Below are 17,637 nucleotides of genomic sequence, written 5' to 3'. Positions count from 1 at the left end.
CGGCAGGCAAGGTCGTTCGCCGCGAGGCAATGATGCGATTCAATGCTGCGATTGTATCGCCCAACGGAAAATCGTTTCGGCTCGCCGCCTGGCCATCGTCATGCCTGGCCATCAGGCCAGGTCGACCGTCGCGCGGACCACCGGCATTGTTGCAATCTGTCGACAGCCGCGCGCGTTCCGAAGGCGAAGCAAGGTCTGCGTTGCACGGAAATGCCTCCAACACCCGCCAACGCACGTATACTTTCGGCCAATTTCAATCGAGGCAGGATGTAATGAAACTCATCGGTTCGCTGTCGAGCCCGTTTGTCCGCAAGGCGCGGATCGTGCTCGCCGAAAAGAAGATCGACTATAAGTTCGAACTGGAAAACGTCTGGGCCGACGATACGGCCATCCACGACTTCAATCCGATCGGCAAGGTGCCGTGTCTGGTGATGGAAGACGGTGCTGCCGTGTTCGATTCGCGTGTGATCTGCGAATACGTCGACACGCTGTCGCCCGTGTGCAAGCTCGTCCCGCAATCGGGCCGCGAGCGCGTCGAGGTGCGCTGCTGGGAAGCGCTCGCGGACGGCATCATGGACGCCGCCGTGCTGATGCGTCTGGAGGGCGTGCTGCGCGAGGAAGCGCATCGCAGTGCATCGTGGGTCGCGCGCCAGCAGCGCAAGATCGACGATGGTCTGACGGCGATGGCGCAAGGGCTCGCTGCGAAGACCTGGTGCGCGGGCAACCATTACACGCTCGCCGACGTTGCCGTCGGCTGCGCGCTGAGCTATCTCGACTTCCGCATGCCACAGCTGAACTGGCGCGAGCTTCATCCGAATCTCGACAAGTACTACCAGAAGCTGTCGCAGCGCCCGTCGTTCATCGAGACCGAATTGACCTGAGGGGCGCCCGCGATTCATCCTGCATCGAAGCGCTGCGCGAGTGTCGCCTCGGCCCGACGGAGTGTTAAGAAAGCTTACGTTTTCCCCGAAAACTCCTTTCTGCATGTTAAAAAAACGCCTGCCCGTCAGGCGCTTTTCTTTTCAGGCGTCTGTCCGGAACCTACCACCGACCACCGCCCACCGATAACATCCGTCAAGGGACGTTCGCCATGAAAACCATCCGCGTTGCTCTCGTTGCCGCCGCGTTCGGCGTGCTTGCCGCCTGTTCGGGGATGAGCCTCGATCCCAATTCACTCATGCAGTCGGGCACGCAGGCCGTGCAGGCCGCGTCGCTCACCGACAGCGACGTGCGCACGCTGTCCGACAAGTCCTGCGCGCAGCTCGACTCGGAGAACCAGATCGCGCCCGCCGGCAGCGCGTACGCGAAGCGCCTGAACAGGATCGCAGCGCAGCTCGGCGACAATATCAACGGCGTGCCCGTCAACTACAAGGTCTACATCACCAAGGACGTCAACGCGTGGGCGATGGCGAACGGCTGCGTGCGCGTCTACAGCGGCCTGATGGACATGATGACGGACGACGAAGTACGCGGCGTCGTCGGTCACGAGATGGGCCACGTCGCGCTCGGCCACACGAAGAAGGCGATGCAGGTCGCGTACGCAACGTCGGCGGTGCGTTCGGTGGCGTCGTCGGCGGGCGGTATCACGGGCGCGATTTCGGCGTCGCAACTCGGCGATTTCTCCGAGAAGCTGATCAACGCGCAGTTCTCGCAGACGCAGGAATCGGCGGCCGACGACTATTCGTTCGATATCCAGAAGAAGAAAGGCCAGGATCCGTCCGGACTGGTCACCGCGTTCCAGAAACTCGCGAAGCTCGACGGCGGCAAGTCGAGCATGCTGAGCTCGCATCCGGCGTCGGCGGCTCGGGCGCAGCATATCCAGCAGCGGATCGCGTCGAACAAGTAACGTAGCGTCGCCCAACAAGAAAGCGCGCGCTGGATGTCAGGTCCAGCGCGCGTTTTTCATGGCGCATCAGAACGATAGTGCGATAGCGGATCAGGCGACAGCGGGCTCCTCGAGCATCGGCGCGAACGAATCGCTGCGCGCGACGGGCCACCATTTCTCATAGAGCGTGTAGCGGTAGCGGCCGTTGAGCAGATCGCCGGCTTCCAGATACTTCAACAGATCCGACATCAGCCGCACTTCATACGACGACACACGCCGCACGATGTGATGCGCGCGCAGATCGGCGGGATGACGTAGACCCGCCGCCTGGACGATTTCCTGCAGCGCGTGCAACGTGTTGTGATGGAAGTTGAACACGCGGTCCGACTTGTCGGTGACGATCAGCGCGCGCTGGCGCACAGGGTCCTGAGTCGCGACACCCGTCGGGCAGCGGCCAGTGTGGCACGTTTGCGCCTGAATGCAGCCGACGGCGAACATGAAGCCGCGCGCCGCGTTCACCCAGTCCGCGCCGATCGCGAGCGTCTTCGCAATGTCGAACGCGGTGATCATTTTGCCGCTCGCGCCAATGCGGATCCTGTCGCGCAGGCCGATGCCGACCAGCGTGTTGTGCACAAGCAGCAGTCCTTCCTGCAGCGGCACGCCGATGTGATCGGTGAATTCGAGCGGCGCTGCGCCCGTGCCGCCTTCCGCGCCGTCGACAACGATGAAGTCGGGCAGGATGCCCGTTTCCAGCATCGCCTTGGCGATGCCGAAGAATTCCCACGGATGGCCGATGCATAGCTTGAAGCCCGTCGGTTTGCCGCCCGACAGGTTGCGCAGCCGCTCGACGAATTCGAGCAGCTCGCGCGGCGTCGAGAACTCCGAGTGCGTCGCGGGCGAAATGCAGTCGCGGCCCATCGGTACGCCACGCGTTTCAGCGATTTCCGGCGTGATCTTCGCGGCGGGCAGCACGCCGCCGTGGCCTGGCTTCGCGCCTTGCGACAGCTTCACTTCGATCATCTTCACCTGCGGCTCGCTGGCCTGCCTGGCGAACTTGTCGGGGTTGAACGTGCCGTCGTCGTTGCGGCAGCCGAAGTAGCCCGATGCGATTTCCCAGATGATGTCGCCGCCGTGCTCACGGTGATACTTCGACATCGAACCTTCGCCCGTGTCGTGCGCGAAGTTGCCTTTTTTCGCGCCGAGGTTCAGCGCGCGGATCGCGTTTGCGGACAGCGAGCCGAAGCTCATCGCGGAGATGTTGAAGATCGACATCGAATACGGCTTTGCGCGGTTCGCGCCGACGAGGACACGGAAGTCGTGGCCGTCGAGCTTCGTCGGCGAAAGCGAGTGGCTGATGAATTCGTGGCCCGTCGCTTTCACGTCGACTTCCGTGCCGTACGGACGACTGTCGACTTCGTTCTTCGCGCGCTGATAGACGATGCTGCGCTGTGCACGTGAGAAGGGCCTTTCTTCCGTGTCGTCTTCGACGAAATACTGGCGGATCTCGGGCCGGATGAATTCGAACAGGAAGCGCAGATGGCCCCACAGCGGATAGTTGCGCAGGATCGCGTGGCGCTCCTGCGTCAGATCGTAGGCGCCGAGCGCGACCAGCAGCACGGGCACGACGATCCACAGCCATGCGATGTGACCGGTTGCCGCAAGCGCGGCGCAGGCCGCGAGCAGCAGGATGGCACCCCACATCGCCAGATAACGTCGAGAAAACATGACAACTCCATTGCGGTGATTTCAATGCAGCGGGAGCATCCGGCGCGGCTGGCGTCGGCTCTTTTCGGGAGTTGGCGGGCGTCCGTGGCGATGGATCGCGCTGCGAGTCGGTACGGCGGGTTGTCCTGGCGCGGCGGCGCATCGATCTGCTGTTACGTCGTAAAGCCTGGGCGGCGGGACAACCGTGCCCGGAAGATACAACGAAGCGGAAATCGGTGCAGCAATGTCGACTGGAGTTGGCGCTTCAGCGCCTAGTCCAGTCCCACGCAGAGCGGTCGACTGGAGTTGGCGCTTCAGCGCCTGGTCCAGTCCCACGCAGAGCGGTCGGTCGAGTTGGCGTTTCAGCGCGCCTGTCGGCGACCGTCCCGATGCGCCTCAGCGGGCCGTCAGCAGCGCCGCTTTCTGAGGCTGCCGCGTCACCGGTTGCGCAGTTGCCGCGTGCTCGATGATTCCGCCGCCGAGGCAAACGTCGCCATCATAGAGCACGGCCGATTGCCCCGGTGTGACAGCCCATTGGGCATCGGCGAAATGAAGGGAGAAGAGGGCGTTCGGGTCCGCATTGGCGCCCGCCGCGCCGAACGTGCAGGCAGCGTCCGCCTGGCGATAGCGCGTCTTGGCCGCGCAAGCGTGGCCCACCTCGGGCGCGTGTCCGGCGACCCAGCTCGTGTTGCCTGCCGTCAGCGTACGGCTCAGCAGCCAAGGATGGTCGTGACCCTGCGCGACGTACAGCGTGTTCGACTCGATGTCCTTGCCCGCGACGAACCACGGCTCGCCGCTGCCGTCCTTGCTGCCGCCGAGGCCGATACCCTTGCGCTGCCCGAACGTATAGAACGCGAGGCCGATGTGCTCCCCGACCGTCTTGCCATCGGTGGTTTTCATCGGGCCGGGCCTGGTCGGCAGATAGCGGTTCAGGAAGTCGCGGAACGGCCGCTCGCCGATGAAGCAGATACCCGTCGAGTCTTTCTTCTTCGCGTTCGGCAGCCCGATCTGTTCTGCAATCTCGCGCACCTTCGTCTTCGGAATGTCGCCGAGAGGAAAAAGCGTTTTCGACAGTTGCGCCTGATTCAGCCGGTGCAGGAAGTACGACTGATCTTTCGTGTGATCGCGCGCCTTGAGCAGCTCGAAACGGCCGTCGATTTCGCGCACGCGCGCATAGTGGCCCGTCGCGATGGTTTCCGCGCCGAGCGACATGGCGTGATCGAGGAATGCCTTGAACTTGATCTCGGCGTTGCACAGCACGTCAGGGTTCGGCGTACGGCCCGCCGAGTATTCGCGCAGAAATTCGGCAAATACACGGTCCTTGTATTCGGCCGCGAAGTTCACCGCTTCGACGTCGATGCCGATCAGGTCGGCGACGGAGACGACGTCGATCCAGTCCTGACGCGTCGAACAGTATTCGCTGTCGTCGTCGTCTTCCCAGTTCTTCATGAACAGGCCGACGACGTCATAACCCTGTTCCTTCAGCAGCCATGCCGTGACGGACGAATCGACGCCTCCCGACATGCCTACCACTACTCGTTGTTTGCTCATTTGAATCTGCCTGACTGCTTTCGATCGTGCGTGGGCACGCGTTCTATCGGGAAGGCCCGACCGAATGCGTCTGCACGAAGTCGAGCGGGAAACGCCGGCCTGCGAGGTAATCGTCGACGCATTGCATCACGAGCGGCGTCCGATGGCGCTCGGGGCAGGCGCGCAGCTCGTCGGCGCTCATCCATACGGTACGGACGATGTCGGCGTCGAGCGCGCGGCCTTCCGCGGGTCTGTGGTCCGTCGTGCCGCAATACGTGAAGCGCAGATACGTGACGCCGTCCTGCGGGCCGTCGACGGTCTCGGGGCGGCTGAAATGCGTCATATACACGCCGACCAGCGCCGTGGGCTCGAAGGTCTGCGCCGTTTCTTCGAGCGCTTCGCGGATGACAGCCTGCGTCAGCGTTTCGCCCACTTCCAGATGCCCGGCGGGCTGGTTCAGACGCAGCCCGGCGGCCGTGTGTTCTTCAACCAGCAGGAAGCGCCCGTCGCGTTCGACGACAGCCGCCACCGTGACATGCGGAGCCCAGTTTTCCGGTTTCATGGGACGGCATTTTACCGTTTATGGGCGGGGCTTGCCGGCGCCTGCAAAGGGCGGCGCGGGCGCGGCCTAGCACATATCGATGAAAAAGGCACGGGAAGACACGAGGATCGTGTTCCTGAATACCGGGATCGTTACCAATTTCGATCCGCCCCTAGACTTCGGTTAAAGTGGATCTCGTGGCTGAAGCCCCAGCCGTGCGTAGCCGTTGCACTTGCCTTTTGCATTGCCGGCGTTGCCCTTCGTCGGCGATTCCAGATTTTCATAACAGGATGGTCGAAGGAGGATTTACGATGCACATCGGAGTGCCAGCCGAGACGCGGCCGTACGAAACACGCGTCGCCGCGACGCCCGAGACGGTCAAGAAGTACGTGTCGCAGGGCCACAGGGTTAGCGTACAGCGCGGCGCAGGGACGGCCGCAAGTTATCTGGACGACGCGTACGCAGCTGCGGGCGCAGAGCTCGTCGATGCGCCAGCCGCATTCGGCGCAGAGCTCGTTCTCAAGGTTCAAAGCCCGACCGATTCAGAACTCCCGCTTCTCAAACGCGGCTCGGTACTGGTCGGCATGCTCGAGCCGTTTAATGCTGAAAACGCATCGAAGCTAGCAACTGCCGGCATCACTGCGTTCGCGCTCGAAGCCGCGCCGCGCACGACGCGTGCGCAAAGCCTCGACGTACTGTCGTCTCAAGCCAACATTGCGGGTTATAAAGCGGTGCTGCTCGCCGCCGACCTGTATCCGCGTTTCATGCCGATGCTGATGACGGCGGCGGGCACGGTGAAAGCCGCGCGCGTGCTGATTCTCGGCGCGGGCGTGGCGGGCTTGCAGGCGATTGCGACTGCAAAGCGCCTGGGTGCCGTGATCGAAGCCTCAGACGTGCGGCCTGCCGTGAAAGAGCAGATCGAATCGCTCGGGGCGAAATTCCTCGACGTGCCTTACGAAACCGATGAGGAGCGCGAAGCGGCGCAAGGCGTCGGCGGCTACGCGCGGCCGATGCCGCCTTCGTGGCTCGCACGCCAGTCGGCGCTCGTCCATGAACGCGCGAAGCAGGCCGACGTGATCATCTCCACCGCGCTGATTCCGGGGCGTCCCGCGCCGACGCTGCTTTCCGTGGAAACGGTGCAGGCGATGAAGCCGGGCTCCGTGGTGATCGACCTCGCGGCGGGACGCGGGCCGGAGTACGAAGGCCAGCGCGGCGGCAACTGTCCGCTGACGGAAGCGGACAAGGTCGTCGTCAAGCACGGCGTGACGATCGCGGGATATACGAATCTCGCGTCGATGGTCGCATCCGATGCTTCGGCGCTGTATGCGCGCAACCTGCTCGACTTCATGAAGCTGATCGTCACGAAGGAAGGCACGCTCAATATCGATCTCGCGGACGACATCGTCGCGGCCACGCTGCTGGCCCGCGACGGCGAAGTCACGCGCAAGGCATAAGCGCACTCACGTGCATGGGACCAGAGTAAAGCGCTGAAGCGCCGGCTCTGACCGACAGGAGAGAGGAAGATGGAAGTCATCAACCATACCGTGATCAATCTGATCATATTCGTGCTGGCGATCTACGTCGGCTACCACGTCGTCTGGAATGTGACGCCCGCGTTGCACACGCCGCTGATGGCCGTGACGAACGCGATTTCGGCGATCGTCATCGTTGGCGCGATGCTCGCGGCGGGTCTGACCGTCGGCGGCACGGGCAAGTTCTTCGGCACGGTTGCCGTCGCGCTCGCGGCGGTGAACGTGTTCGGCGGGTTCCTCGTTACGAGGCGAATGCTGGAAATGTTCAAGAAGAAGGAACCGAAGAAGATTGCCGGTCCGAAGGAGGGTGCGTAAATGAGCCTGAACGTCGTTACGCTCCTGTATCTGATTGCGTCGGTGTGCTTCATCCAGGCGCTCAAAGGGCTGTCAAATCCGAAGACCGCGCGCACGGGTAACGTGTTCGGCATGGTCGGCATGGCGATCGCGATTCTCACTACCGTCGCGCTGATTGCCAAGCAGGCCGCGTTTCTCGGCTCGAACCTCGGGCTCGGGTTGTCGCTGGTATTCATTGCGTTGGTCGTCGGCGGCGGGATCGGTGCGTTCGTTGCCGCTCGCGTCGAAATGACGAAGATGCCGGAGCTGGTCGCGGCGATGCACTCGCTGATCGGTATGGCGGCCGTGTGTATCGCGTATGCCGTCGTGTCCGAACCGGCTGCGTTCGGTCTCGGTCTGGAAGAAGGCATTCAGGGCTTCATTCCGTATGGCAACCGGATCGAGCTGTTCATCGGCACCTTCGTCGGCGCGATTACCTTCAGCGGTTCGGTGATCGCGTTCGGCAAGCTGTCGGGCAAGTACAAGTTCCGGCTGTTCCAGGGCGCGCCTGTCGTCTATGCGGGCCAGCATCTGATTAACCTGCTGCTCGCGATCGCGATGATCGGCTTCGGCGTGATCTTCTTCCTCACGCAATCGTGGCTGCCGTTCATCATCATGACGCTGATCGCGTTCGCGCTGGGCGTGCTGATCATCATCCCGATCGGCGGCGCGGACATGCCGGTGGTGGTGTCGATGCTGAACTCGTACTCGGGCTGGGCGGCGGCGGGCATCGGCTTCTCGCTGAACAACGCGATGCTGATCATTGCCGGTTCGCTGGTCGGCTCGTCGGGTGCGATTCTGTCGTACATCATGTGCAAGGCGATGAACCGCTCGTTCTTCAACGTGATTCTGGGCGGCTTCGGCGGCGAAGCGGGCGCGGCGGCTGCGGCCGGTTCGGGCGAACAGAAGCCGGTGAAGTCGGGTTCGGCGGAAGATGCGTCGTTCATGCTCGGCAATGCTGAGACCGTGGTGATCGTGCCGGGTTATGGTCTCGCGGTTGCGCGTGCACAGCATGCGCTGAAGGAACTGACCGATCTGCTGATCGAGAAGGGCGTGGACGTGAAGTACGCGATTCACCCGGTTGCCGGGCGGATGCCGGGTCACATGAACGTGCTGCTGGCGGAAGCCGAAGTGCCGTACGAGATCGTGCACGAGATGGAGGACATCAACGGCGAGTTCGGCCAGGTCGACGTGGTGCTGGTGCTTGGCGCGAACGACGTGGTGAACCCGGCTGCGAAGACCGATCCGAAGTCACCCATTGCTGGCATGCCGATCATCGAGGCGTACAAGGCCCGCACGGTGATCGTCAACAAGCGGTCGATGGCGGCGGGGTATGCCGGACTCGACAACGATCTCTTCTACATGGATAAAACCATGATGGTGTTTGGCGATGCCAAGAAGGTGATCGAGGATATGGTCAAGGCAGTGGATTGATTTTCGCGTACCGCGGATGCTGGCTTTTTTCGCGCCGGCATCCGCGAATAGCATGTCGCCCAGCGTCAGCTTCCTCGACTCTGCATTGCAGGCTTGCTCATGATGATTTGATCCAGACGCGGCTAAATAGCGGTGCTCGACATGAAAATCGGACAAGTCTCATATCGCGGGCCTTGTGCATTCGGCACCGTTGTTGGTCCCATACACGTCCGGTGTTGAAATCAGAAATATGAGAATCGCGTGCTTCGCCACAACGGTCGGCGTCCTTGGCGCGCTTTTGCTTGCCCCTCCTCTATATGCCCAGAGTCCGGCGTTTGAGGCATTGGCAAAAACGTTGACTCCGCCATCGGACGCTACCGGCCCCGCATCGTCCGACAACGCTGCGCCAACACGAATGCTTCACCGCTGGCCCCACGTCGACGCGATGACACGTGACCAGAAAAGTCTGGGTGAGCTTTTGGAGGAACATCCTGAACTGTCGACGCATTCCAATATGACCTATTACTCGTCGTCGTTGCACGTTGGAGAGCGCACCCGATTGCAGCCACCTGGCAGCGAGTTCCAGCACTAGGCGAAAGGCTAACTGTCCGCGTGCGTTCACATCGCCCATATCACGCTTGAGCGAGCGGACGCGCCGGTCGGCGATGGCTTGACGCAGAACCTGCGCAGCCTCGCGACTGGTAAGCGAATCAGCGCGGCTTAACGCCAATACTCCGCATGAAATCGGCAAGCCGTCTGCCTTCGACATCGGGAAAGGGCTCAAGCACGTCGAGTGCGTCGATGTTAGCCACGGCGAAGTGCCGGAAATCCCCCCGCAACTCGCACCAGGCCCCGAGCGTAAAGCGCGCCCCCCAATAGGCAAGAGCAAGAGGCCAAACCCTCCGCTGCGTCGCAACGCCGTGCTTGTCGAGATAAGCAAAGCTGACCACACGATGCGCATCGATCGCCCGATGCAACGTATCGACCAGCACCGACACATTCACGTCGACATGAAACGACGGCGCAAAAAAAGCAAGGCGATCGATGGTCGCGCGCTTGTCAGCCGGCATCGCGGACGCGATCTTGGCCAACGCGCCGCGTGCGCCTGCCGCCATGCTTTCGCCGCCCCATGATTCGAGCATTCGCGCGCCGGCGGCGAGCGCCGTCAGCTCTTCGGCCGTGAAGGTGAGGGGCGGCAGGCTCGCGCTGCGGCTCAGCCGGTAGCCGATACCCGGCTCTCCTTCGATCGGCACGCCCGACAACTGCAAGTCCTGCACATCGCGATAGACCGTGCGCAGCGACACATGCAGCCAGTCCGCGAGTTGCTGTGCCGTCGTCAGCCTTCGGCCGCGCAGCAGTTCGGCGATCTGAAACAGGCGGTCGGCGCGACGCGTCATCGTAGGGGTCTCCCGAAAATAGACGGGCAATCTCCCGCGATGATAGCGCCGCACGGCGCTCTCCCGGCGCGTTCCGCGTCACTTCATCCGTTGGTTTTCGAATGCAGACCGATGCGGTTGCCTTCCGTATCGGTGAAAAATCCGATCCAGCCGATGTCGTTCGGCAACTGCACGGCGGGCCCTTCAACCTTGCCGCCCGCACGCTTCACGCGATCGAGCGTCGCATCGACGGTAGGGCGTGCGTTCAGATAGACGAGCGTACCCGTCGCCGACGGCTCCAGTGTCGAACTCTTGACGATGCTGCCGCCCGTCGACGGCTCGTCGTAACCGAAGATCGCCATCGGCATGCCGAAGTCTTCGCGGCGCAGTTGCGTGTCGAGTGCGGCTTCATAGAAACGGACGGCGCGATCGAAATCGACGGAAGGAATTTCGAACCAGGCGATTGCGCGATTGAGTTGTGCGGACATGAGATTCTCCTGTAAGCGGCGGTGTGCCTTGTGTTGCGCCGGATGGCGTAGGAGAAGTGTGCTGGGATGCTACTGACAACGTTCTGTCAGTAGCGTTGGCGAGGGCGAAAAGTGCACGTGCAACAAAAAAGCGGGCATGGCGCCCGCTTCTTGTGGAGGTAAGAAGACCGCTTACTCGTTGGCATCCGCCGCCGGTCTTTGCCGCACGCTGCCGGCGATCAGATCGAAGCGGAACAGGCGGCATTCGAGCGCGCCGTTATACAGCGGCGTCTTGGCCGACTCACGCAGGCGCAGTTGCCCCGGCAGCTTGCGATCCGATGTCAGCACGAACGCATGCCAGCCGGTAAAGCGCTTCTTGAGCGCATCGCCGAAGGACTGGAAGAATTCCGTCATGTCCGGTGTATCCGTTTCCGCACGCCGGAAGCCGCCTTCTTCGCGCCCCGTGTTGCGAATTTCGCCGCGCGGACCGCGCCCGCGCACTTCGATCCGCTCGCCATACGGCGGGTTCGCGACGAGGATGCCCGCTTCGCTCACGGGCGGCATCATGTTGCGTGCGTCGATCTGCTTGAGCGGCAGCGCCGGGAAGCCAGCGCGTTCGAAGTTCGCGCGCGCCTTGTCGAGCATGTTGTCGGAGATGTCGCTGCCGAAGATCAGCAGATCGCCGCGGCCCGCGCGTGCCGCGCGCTTCGCGTCCTGCGCGGCGACCTTCAGCGTCTGCCATGCGGACACGTCGTACTGCTTGAACTTCTCGAAGGCGAAGCGCCGGTCGACGCCCGGTGCGATGCTCAGCGCGACCTGCGCCGCTTCCGCGAGGAAAGTGCCGCTGCCGCACATCGGGTCGTACAGCGGCGTGCCCGGCGTCCAGCCCGTCAGCCGCAGAATGCCCGCCGCAAGATTCTCGCGCAGCGGCGCCGCCCCCTTGTCCAGACGCCAGCCGCGCTTGAACAGCGGTTCGCCGGAGGTGTCGAGATACAGCGTGCAGTCGGTGGCCGTGAGGAACGCGAACACGCGCACATCGGGCGCGCCCGTGTCGATGCTCGGACGCGCGCCCGTCTTGTCGCGCAGACGGTCGCAGATGGCGTCCTTCACGCGCAGCGTCGCAAATTCGAGGCTGCGCAGCGGCGACTTGATCGCGGTGACGTCCACGCGCAGCGTCTCGTTCGCCGAGAACCACTGCTCCCAACGCTGTTCGAGCGCGAGCGCAAAAATATCCTGCTCGTTGCGGTACGGACGATGCGCGATCTTCAACAGCACCCGGCTCGCGATCCGCGAATGCAGGTTGGCGGCCATGCCGGCTGCCCAATCGCCCTTGAAGTGCACGCCGCCTGGCACTTGCGCGCCGGCGGTGAACGGCTTGCCTTTCAGATGACGCGCGGCGATCTCGGCGAGTTCGGCGGCGAGCGCGGCTTCGAGGCCGCGCGGGCAGGGGATGAAAAATTCGAAGGACATGGAGATTGCCGCAAAGGCGTTGATTAAGGCGACATTGTACGCGGTCGCCTCGCTGTGCCCTGCGGCCGTTCATTCATGTGCGGGCCGGAGCGTCCGCGCCTGCGCTCCGTGCGTGCGCCGCCCCGCGCGGCTCAGCCTTTCGTCGCCGAGGCGGACGCGGGCGCAGCGGCCGGCCCCGTCGTCGATCCCGGACACGTCACGGCCGCGCCGCGCGTCGGCACCGCCGCCAGATTGCGCACGGCGGCGCCGATTTCCGTCGAAATCTGCTGCACCGCGCGCCGATGTCCGTCGGCGATCGCGTCGTAACTGCCCGAGACAGGCTCGCTGACCACGCTGCGGCACGTCAGCACGGCTTGTGTGCGTACCGCGCGCACGCTCCATACCGCGTCGATCAGCGTGCGCGAGCCGGGCCACGACTCGAAGCGCTGCACGTTCACGCTGATGCGATAGACGGGCACGCGCTCGGGATACGGCGAGCCGTACACATCGATCGTGCCTAATTGCTGCGTGAGCGAGCTGGACAACGCGCGGCGAATTTCGTCGCCGGGCAGCGAGGCCCAGCGCTCCTGTTCGAGCACCTGAACCTGAGTCGGCCCCGTCTGCACGACGAGCTGGCTCTTCGCGACTTGCGGCGGCACGTCGACGGGCGGCACTTCGATCAGGAACGCGGGATTGCTCGCGCTGCGCACGGCATCGGGCGACGCATCGCCGGCCGACAGCGTGTAGAAATGGCTCGGCGGCGACGAGCACGCGGCCAGCGCGGCGGCGAGCAGCAACGCGGGCAGCGTCCGCACGGCGGCGCGCATCGTTCGTGGGACGCGTGCAAGCGTCATGGCTTGTCTCCTGATTTACCGCGCAGCAGCGATTCGGGATGGCGTTCGAGATAGTCCGACAGCGCGTTCAGCGATTGCAGCGTGCGCGTCAGTTCCTGCAGCGCCTGATGCACGTCGGATTGCAGCGGCGAGTCCTGCTGCAGCGTTGCTTCCGCCGAGCCGAAGGTCTGCTTCGCTGCTGCCAGCGTATCGCGCGCCTGCGGCAACACCTCCTTGTCCAGCTGCGAGAAGAGATGGTCGGCGTTCTTCAACGCGGTGTTGAGGTTTTTGCCGATCTGGTCGAACGGCACCTGATCGAGCTTTTTCGCAATATCGGCAATCTGCAGTTGCAACTCGTCCAGCGAGTTCGGAATGGTCGGCAGTTCGATCGGGTCGCGCGAGACGTCGACGGTTGCTTGCGGCGCCTTCGGGAACAGGTCGATTGCGACGTACAGCTGGCCCGTCAGCAGATTGCCCGTGCGCAGCTGGCCGCGCAGCCCGTGCTTGACGAGCGCGAGCAGCATCCGGCGGCTTTCTTCGGTGCCCGACTCCGGCACGGGCTGACCGCGCGAGCGGCGGCGCAGGCGATCGGGGTAAAGATCCATCGTGACGGGCATGTTGAAATTCTTTGTTTGCGGATCGAACTCGACGCCGATGTTGATCACCTGACCCAGCACGATGCCGCGGAAGTCGACGGGCGCGCCGACCGACAGTCCGCGCAGCGACTGGTTGAAGTTCATCACGACCCGCACGGGATCGCCGTCGGGCTCGCGCATCGCGTCGGCTTCGTCCGAACCGAGCCGGAACGTCATGTTGTTCGGCGCCTGCACGCCTACGGCCTGTCCCGGCGGCGACTGGAACGCCAGTCCGCCGACGATCACCGTCGCAAGCGACTGCGTGTTGAGCTTGAAGCCGCTTGAATCGAGGCGCACGTCGACGCCGCTCGCGTGCCACCAGCGTGAATTCGTGCCGACGTACTGATCGAACGGCGCGCTGACGAACACCTGCACCGTGACGCCCGTGCCGTCCTTGTCGAGCGAGAAGCCCGTCACCTGGCCGACCTGCACGCGCCGGTAGAACACGGGCGAGCCGATGTCGATCGAGCCGAGCGATTCGCCGCGCAGCGTGAACTGGCGGCCTTTCTGGTCGACGGTGACGGCGGGCGGCGATTCGAGGCCGACGAACTGCGTCTGCGTTTCCGTCGAACGGCCGCCATCGACGCCGATGTACGCGCCCGACAACAGCGTGCCGAGCCCCGACACGCCGCTCGCGCCGATGCGCGGACGCACGACCCAGAAACGGCTGTCCTTCACCGCGAAGTCTTCGGCCTCCTTCGTCAACTGCACTTCGACGTTCACGCGCGAATGATTCTTCGCCAGCTTGATGGTCTTGACGAAGCCGATGTCGACGTCCTTGTACTTGACCTTCGTTTTGCCCGGCTCGAGTCCCTCGGCGCTGACGAAGCTGATATTGATGGTCGGCCCTTTCTCGAGCACCGACTTGACGACGAGGCCGACGCCGATCAGCGCCGCGATCAGCGGAATCACCCAGACGAGCGAAGGCAGCCAGCCGCGTTTCGTGACGATCTCGGGTTCGGGCGGCTCGTTCTTCGGCGCGCCGGAGGGCGGCGTCGGCTCTGTAGGGCTATTCATGTTTCGGGTCCTGAGTTTTGGCGGCGGCTGGCCGTGCGGCGCCGCCCTGGTCGTTGTCCACGTCGTCCCAGATCAGGCGTGGATCGAATTGCATCGAGGCGATCATCGTGAGGATCACGACAGAGCCGAACGCGAGCGCGCCCGGTCCCGCCGTGATGACGGCCAGCGATTTGAAGCGCACCAGCGCCACCGTCAGCGTGATGACGAAGATGTCGAGCATCGACCAGCGTCCGATGCGTTCGACGATCCGGTACAGCTTGGTGCGTTCGAGCGGCCGCCATCTCGAGTGGCGCTGCGCGGTGCAGGTCAGCAACGCGAGCACCGAGAGCTTGAGCATCGGCACGAGAATACTGGCGATGAACACGATCATCGCGAGCGGCCAGTCGCCCGAGGTCCAGAAGTAGACGACGCCGCTCATGATCGTGTCGTCTTCCGCGCCGAGCAGCGACGACGTATGCATCACGGGCAGCAGGTTCGCGGGAATGTAGAGGACGGCGGCTGCGATCAGCAGCGCCCAGGTGCGCATCAGGCTGTCCGGGTTGCGCCGGTGCATGACCGCGCCGCAGCGCGAGCAGCGTTGCGGCTCCTTCGAGCGCACGCGCGGCTGCACGCGCGAGCACGCATGGCAGGCGATCAGACCGGCGCGCGAGGCCGTCATGTATTTCATCGGCCTGTCATCCCCGGTGCGGTGCGGCGGGACCATCGACGCCAGGCGCGCCCGTGCCGGGCTCGCCGTTATCGCTGTCGTGCGGATCGCGAGCGCGCGCTTCTTCTTCGCGCGCATGCCGTTCGCGCCGCGCCTGCAGTACGCTCAATCCTTCGGCGACGTCCCACAGTGTGCGCGGATCGAACGTGACAACCACGACGAACATCAAGGTGAGCGCGCCGAACGCGAACATCGCGGCTTCCGGAATCACGCGCGCGAGACTCACCATTTTCACCATCGTCACGAGCACGCCGAGCATGAACACTTCGATCATGCCCCAGGGCCGCACGAACTGGATCGCGCGCAGCATCGGGTTGAAGAAGGGCGGCACGATGCCCGCGCGAATCGGCAGCAGCAGATAGAGCAGCGCGAGCAGCTCGGTGAGCGGGAAAAGGAACGTCGAGCAGAACACCATCATCGCGACGATCTGCATGTTTTCGTCCCATAGCGCGACGATGGCGCCGAGCAGACTGGTCTGCGACGTGATGCCGTTGGTTTCCAGTTCGACAATGGGAAAGCCCTGCGCGATCAGGAACGTGATCAATGCGGAGACCGTCATGGCCGTGATGCCGTCCAGTCGACCCGATGCGCTCCAGTACAGCATCGCGCCGCACCGCTGGCAGCGCGCGATGCGTCCGCGTCCAAGGCGTGGCTTCTGGAACAGCGCGTCGCATTCGTGACAGGCAATCAGATGGTCATGGTCCATGCAGTCGATCGGGATCCAGGAAGCGATGTTGTCGTCGTGTTTGTGGTCGGTGTATTACAGCGTGTTACGCGTGTGGCGTTCGTGCAGGTTGGAAGCGCATGCGCGACTCGGCCTGGCGCAATAGTATCAAAGCTCTCTACAGCGACGTCGTACAGGTAGGCGCAGGTGAGTCCGTCGGCGGATTCGGCGCGATCTCCGCATTCTGTCGGGCTTTTCTGACAGATGCGATACGCAGGGTTCGATGGGCGCCAGCAATTTCCGAGCCGCGCGCGAAGGCGTCAGCCGGTTGCGGCTGCTTGCTGTACGATTAGCGCCGCGCAGAGCCGTCGGCGCCGATACCGGATGCGAGGGGAATAATGGCATCGCCCGGGTCGTTTAACGTTTATGTCGATGTCGGTTCTGTCATGGCACACACCTCTTCGTTTCGTTCGTTCTCTGCGCGCAGTTCGTCGTACACATCGACGGCCATCGCGCTGCACTGGCTCATCGCGCTTCTGATCGTCTGCGGTTTTGCACTCGGCTGGGTGATGACGGACATCCCCGGCTTCACGCCGACCAAGCTCAAATACTTCTCGTGGCACAAATGGATCGGCGTGACCGCGTTCGCGCTCGTCATCATCCGGATTCTCTGGCGCGCAACCCACGCCGTGCCGCCGATGCCCTCGCACATGCCCGCGTGGCAGCGCGGCGTCGCACATCTGACGCACTTCCTGCTTTACGTGCTGATGGTCGCGGTTCCCGTGTCGGGCTATCTGTACAGTTCGGCAGCCAATGTGCCCGTCGTGTATCTCGGACTCGTGCCGCTGCCGCGCCTGATCGCACCCGATCCGCATCTGAAGGAACTGTTGAAGGCCGTCCACGTCACGCTCAACTACGCGCTGCTCGTGCTGGTCGTGCTGCACGTCGTTGCGGCGCTCAAGCATCAGATTGTCAATCGTGACGGCCTGTTGTCGCGCATGATCCCTTTCCTCAAATAAGGACAAACATGAAGGTATCGTTCTACCGCTACATGCTCGCTGCGTTCGCGGCGGCGTCGCTGGCCGCGTCGGGCAGCGCGTTTGCGCAAGTCGACGTGGGCAAGAGCACGGTCACGGCGATCTCGAAGCAGATGAACGTGCCCGTCGAAGGCAAGTTCAACAAGTTCACCGCGCAGATTGCCTTCGACGCGTCGAAACCGGCGGCGGGCACCGCACAGGTCACGGTCGATACGTCGAGCTACGATCTCGGCGATGAAACTTACAACGAACAGGTGCGCGGCAAGGAATGGTTCGATTCGAAGACCTATCCGACGGCGACGTTCGTTTCGAGCGCGATCGCGCCCGCGGGTAACAACCAGTTCAAGGTGACGGGCAAGCTGATTATGAAGGGCAAGTCGCAGACGGTCGTCGTGCCCGTCACGGTGACGAAACAGGGCGCGGCGCAGGTCTATGACGGTGCGGTGACCGTCAAGCGTTCGCAGTTCGATATCGGCACGGGAGAGTGGAAAGACACGTCGGTGGTTGCCGACGACGTGACCATCAAGTTCCATATCGTCGCTGCAGGCAAGTGATCCGTGGATTCGTAGCAGTCA

General features: G+C 63.4%; 17 protein-coding genes. 7 read left to right on the top strand and 10 right to left on the bottom strand.

The genetic code is table 11. The features are described from left to right. The first annotated feature begins 272 nt into the window (after nt 1-272). Both BPHY_RS12930 and loiP read left to right on the top strand, forming a co-directional pair. Nucleotides 273-881, top strand: coding sequence for a glutathione S-transferase C-terminal domain-containing protein (locus BPHY_RS12930; RefSeq protein ID WP_012401924.1), 609 nt, complete (start codon nt 273-275; stop codon nt 879-881). Between the two features lie 209 nt (nt 882-1,090). Then, nucleotides 1,091-1,846, top strand: a complete 756-nt coding sequence (gene loiP, locus BPHY_RS12925; protein ID WP_012401923.1) for a metalloprotease LoiP — start codon at nt 1,091-1,093, stop codon at nt 1,844-1,846. A 90-nt stretch (nt 1,847-1,936) separates the two neighbouring features. Here the strand turns inward: loiP and BPHY_RS12920 are convergent, their stop codons facing one another. The 3 genes from BPHY_RS12920 to BPHY_RS12910 form a co-directional block, all read right to left on the bottom strand. Further along, nucleotides 1,937-3,550, bottom strand: coding sequence for an FMN-binding glutamate synthase family protein (locus BPHY_RS12920; RefSeq protein ID WP_012401922.1), 1,614 nt, complete (start codon nt 3,548-3,550; stop codon nt 1,937-1,939). A gap of 375 nt (nt 3,551-3,925) precedes the next feature. Then, entirely contained in the window at nt 3,926-5,080 is a 1,155-nt protein-coding gene (gene mnmA / locus BPHY_RS12915; RefSeq protein WP_012401921.1) for a tRNA 2-thiouridine(34) synthase MnmA, read from the bottom strand. Nucleotides 5,081-5,123: 43 nt separating this feature from the next. Beyond that, nucleotides 5,124-5,621 (bottom strand): NUDIX hydrolase, encoded by a 498-nt coding sequence (locus BPHY_RS12910; RefSeq protein WP_012401920.1) that lies wholly within the window; start codon nt 5,619-5,621, stop codon nt 5,124-5,126. A 290-nt stretch (nt 5,622-5,911) separates the two neighbouring features. Between BPHY_RS12910 and BPHY_RS12905 the strand changes: the two genes are divergently transcribed. The 3 genes from BPHY_RS12905 (at nt 5,912) to BPHY_RS12895 (ending at nt 8,899) form a co-directional block, all read left to right on the top strand. After that, the gene (locus BPHY_RS12905; RefSeq protein ID WP_012401919.1) at nt 5,912-7,054 is read left to right on the top strand and encodes a Re/Si-specific NAD(P)(+) transhydrogenase subunit alpha; all 1,143 of its coding nucleotides are present in this window, start codon (nt 5,912-5,914) and stop codon (nt 7,052-7,054) included. A 69-nt stretch (nt 7,055-7,123) separates the two neighbouring features. After that, complete coding sequence (locus BPHY_RS12900) at nt 7,124-7,447, top strand: NAD(P) transhydrogenase subunit alpha (RefSeq protein WP_012401918.1); 324 nt, start codon at nt 7,124-7,126, stop codon at nt 7,445-7,447. Next, nucleotides 7,448-8,899, top strand: a complete 1,452-nt coding sequence (locus BPHY_RS12895; RefSeq protein WP_012401917.1) for an NAD(P)(+) transhydrogenase (Re/Si-specific) subunit beta — start codon at nt 7,448-7,450, stop codon at nt 8,897-8,899. A gap of 689 nt (nt 8,900-9,588) precedes the next feature. Here the strand turns inward: BPHY_RS12895 and BPHY_RS12890 are convergent. The 7 genes from BPHY_RS12890 to BPHY_RS12860 form a co-directional block, all read right to left on the bottom strand. Beyond that, complete coding sequence (locus BPHY_RS12890) at nt 9,589-10,275, bottom strand: helix-turn-helix transcriptional regulator (protein ID WP_012401915.1); 687 nt, start codon at nt 10,273-10,275, stop codon at nt 9,589-9,591. An 83-nt stretch (nt 10,276-10,358) separates the two neighbouring features. Beyond that, nucleotides 10,359-10,742 (bottom strand): VOC family protein, encoded by a 384-nt coding sequence (locus BPHY_RS12885; protein WP_012401914.1) that lies wholly within the window; start codon nt 10,740-10,742, stop codon nt 10,359-10,361. Nucleotides 10,743-10,913: 171 nt separating this feature from the next. Continuing rightward, complete coding sequence (locus BPHY_RS12880) at nt 10,914-12,191, bottom strand: THUMP domain-containing class I SAM-dependent RNA methyltransferase (protein WP_012401913.1); 1,278 nt, start codon at nt 12,189-12,191, stop codon at nt 10,914-10,916. 131 nt (nt 12,192-12,322) lie between these two features. Further along, nucleotides 12,323-13,024, bottom strand: coding sequence for a PqiC family protein (locus BPHY_RS12875; protein WP_012401912.1), 702 nt, complete (start codon nt 13,022-13,024; stop codon nt 12,323-12,325). After that, the gene (locus BPHY_RS12870) at nt 13,021-14,655 is read right to left on the bottom strand and encodes a PqiB family protein (RefSeq protein WP_012401911.1); all 1,635 of its coding nucleotides are present in this window, start codon (nt 14,653-14,655) and stop codon (nt 13,021-13,023) included. Before BPHY_RS12870 ends, BPHY_RS12875 begins: the two co-directional genes overlap by 4 nt. Next, complete coding sequence (locus BPHY_RS12865; RefSeq protein WP_012401910.1) at nt 14,648-15,322, bottom strand: paraquat-inducible protein A; 675 nt, start codon at nt 15,320-15,322, stop codon at nt 14,648-14,650. Before BPHY_RS12865 ends, BPHY_RS12870 begins: the two co-directional genes overlap by 8 nt. A 7-nt stretch (nt 15,323-15,329) precedes the next feature. Next, the gene (locus tag BPHY_RS12860) at nt 15,330-16,067 is read right to left on the bottom strand and encodes a paraquat-inducible protein A (protein WP_012401909.1); all 738 of its coding nucleotides are present in this window, start codon (nt 16,065-16,067) and stop codon (nt 15,330-15,332) included. 404 nt (nt 16,068-16,471) lie between these two features. On the opposite strand from BPHY_RS12860, the gene BPHY_RS12855 reads away from it, so the two are divergent. Both BPHY_RS12855 and BPHY_RS12850 read left to right on the top strand, forming a co-directional pair. Next, a complete protein-coding gene (locus tag BPHY_RS12855; RefSeq protein WP_041764035.1) occupies nt 16,472-17,044 on the top strand; it encodes a cytochrome b in 573 nt (190 codons plus the stop codon). A gap of 8 nt (nt 17,045-17,052) precedes the next feature. Beyond that, nucleotides 17,053-17,616: a YceI family protein gene (locus BPHY_RS12850; RefSeq protein WP_012401907.1), complete on the top strand. Its 564-nt coding sequence runs from the start codon at nt 17,053-17,055 to the stop codon at nt 17,614-17,616. The last annotated feature ends 21 nt before the right edge of the window (nt 17,617-17,637 follow it).

The organism is Paraburkholderia phymatum STM815 (genome assembly GCF_000020045.1).
GTDB lineage: Bacteria > Pseudomonadota > Gammaproteobacteria > Burkholderiales > Burkholderiaceae > Paraburkholderia > Paraburkholderia phymatum.
Note: the sequence above shows the minus strand (reverse complement) of the source record. Positions and strands in the feature narration are given on the sequence as shown.

Coding starts and splice junctions, on each gene's coding strand:
- BPHY_RS12930 (WP_012401924.1), top strand. CDS start 273: ATGAAACTCATCGGTTCGCTGTCGAGCCCGTTTGTCCGCAAGGCGCGG.
- loiP (WP_012401923.1), top strand. CDS start 1,091: ATGAAAACCATCCGCGTTGCTCTCGTTGCCGCCGCGTTCGGCGTGCTT.
- BPHY_RS12920 (WP_012401922.1), bottom strand. CDS start 3,550: ATGTTTTCTCGACGTTATCTGGCGATGTGGGGTGCCATCCTGCTGCTC.
- mnmA (WP_012401921.1), bottom strand. CDS start 5,080: ATGAGCAAACAACGAGTAGTGGTAGGCATGTCGGGAGGCGTCGATTCG.
- BPHY_RS12910 (WP_012401920.1), bottom strand. CDS start 5,621: ATGAAACCGGAAAACTGGGCTCCGCATGTCACGGTGGCGGCTGTCGTC.
- BPHY_RS12905 (WP_012401919.1), top strand. CDS start 5,912: ATGCACATCGGAGTGCCAGCCGAGACGCGGCCGTACGAAACACGCGTC.
- BPHY_RS12900 (WP_012401918.1), top strand. CDS start 7,124: ATGGAAGTCATCAACCATACCGTGATCAATCTGATCATATTCGTGCTG.
- BPHY_RS12895 (WP_012401917.1), top strand. CDS start 7,448: ATGAGCCTGAACGTCGTTACGCTCCTGTATCTGATTGCGTCGGTGTGC.
- BPHY_RS12890 (WP_012401915.1), bottom strand. CDS start 10,275: ATGACGCGTCGCGCCGACCGCCTGTTTCAGATCGCCGAACTGCTGCGC.
- BPHY_RS12885 (WP_012401914.1), bottom strand. CDS start 10,742: ATGTCCGCACAACTCAATCGCGCAATCGCCTGGTTCGAAATTCCTTCC.
- BPHY_RS12880 (WP_012401913.1), bottom strand. CDS start 12,191: ATGTCCTTCGAATTTTTCATCCCCTGCCCGCGCGGCCTCGAAGCCGCG.
- BPHY_RS12875 (WP_012401912.1), bottom strand. CDS start 13,024: ATGACGCTTGCACGCGTCCCACGAACGATGCGCGCCGCCGTGCGGACG.
- BPHY_RS12870 (WP_012401911.1), bottom strand. CDS start 14,655: ATGAATAGCCCTACAGAGCCGACGCCGCCCTCCGGCGCGCCGAAGAAC.
- BPHY_RS12865 (WP_012401910.1), bottom strand. CDS start 15,322: ATGAAATACATGACGGCCTCGCGCGCCGGTCTGATCGCCTGCCATGCG.
- BPHY_RS12860 (WP_012401909.1), bottom strand. CDS start 16,067: ATGGACCATGACCATCTGATTGCCTGTCACGAATGCGACGCGCTGTTC.
- BPHY_RS12855 (WP_041764035.1), top strand. CDS start 16,472: ATGGCACACACCTCTTCGTTTCGTTCGTTCTCTGCGCGCAGTTCGTCG.
- BPHY_RS12850 (WP_012401907.1), top strand. CDS start 17,053: ATGAAGGTATCGTTCTACCGCTACATGCTCGCTGCGTTCGCGGCGGCG.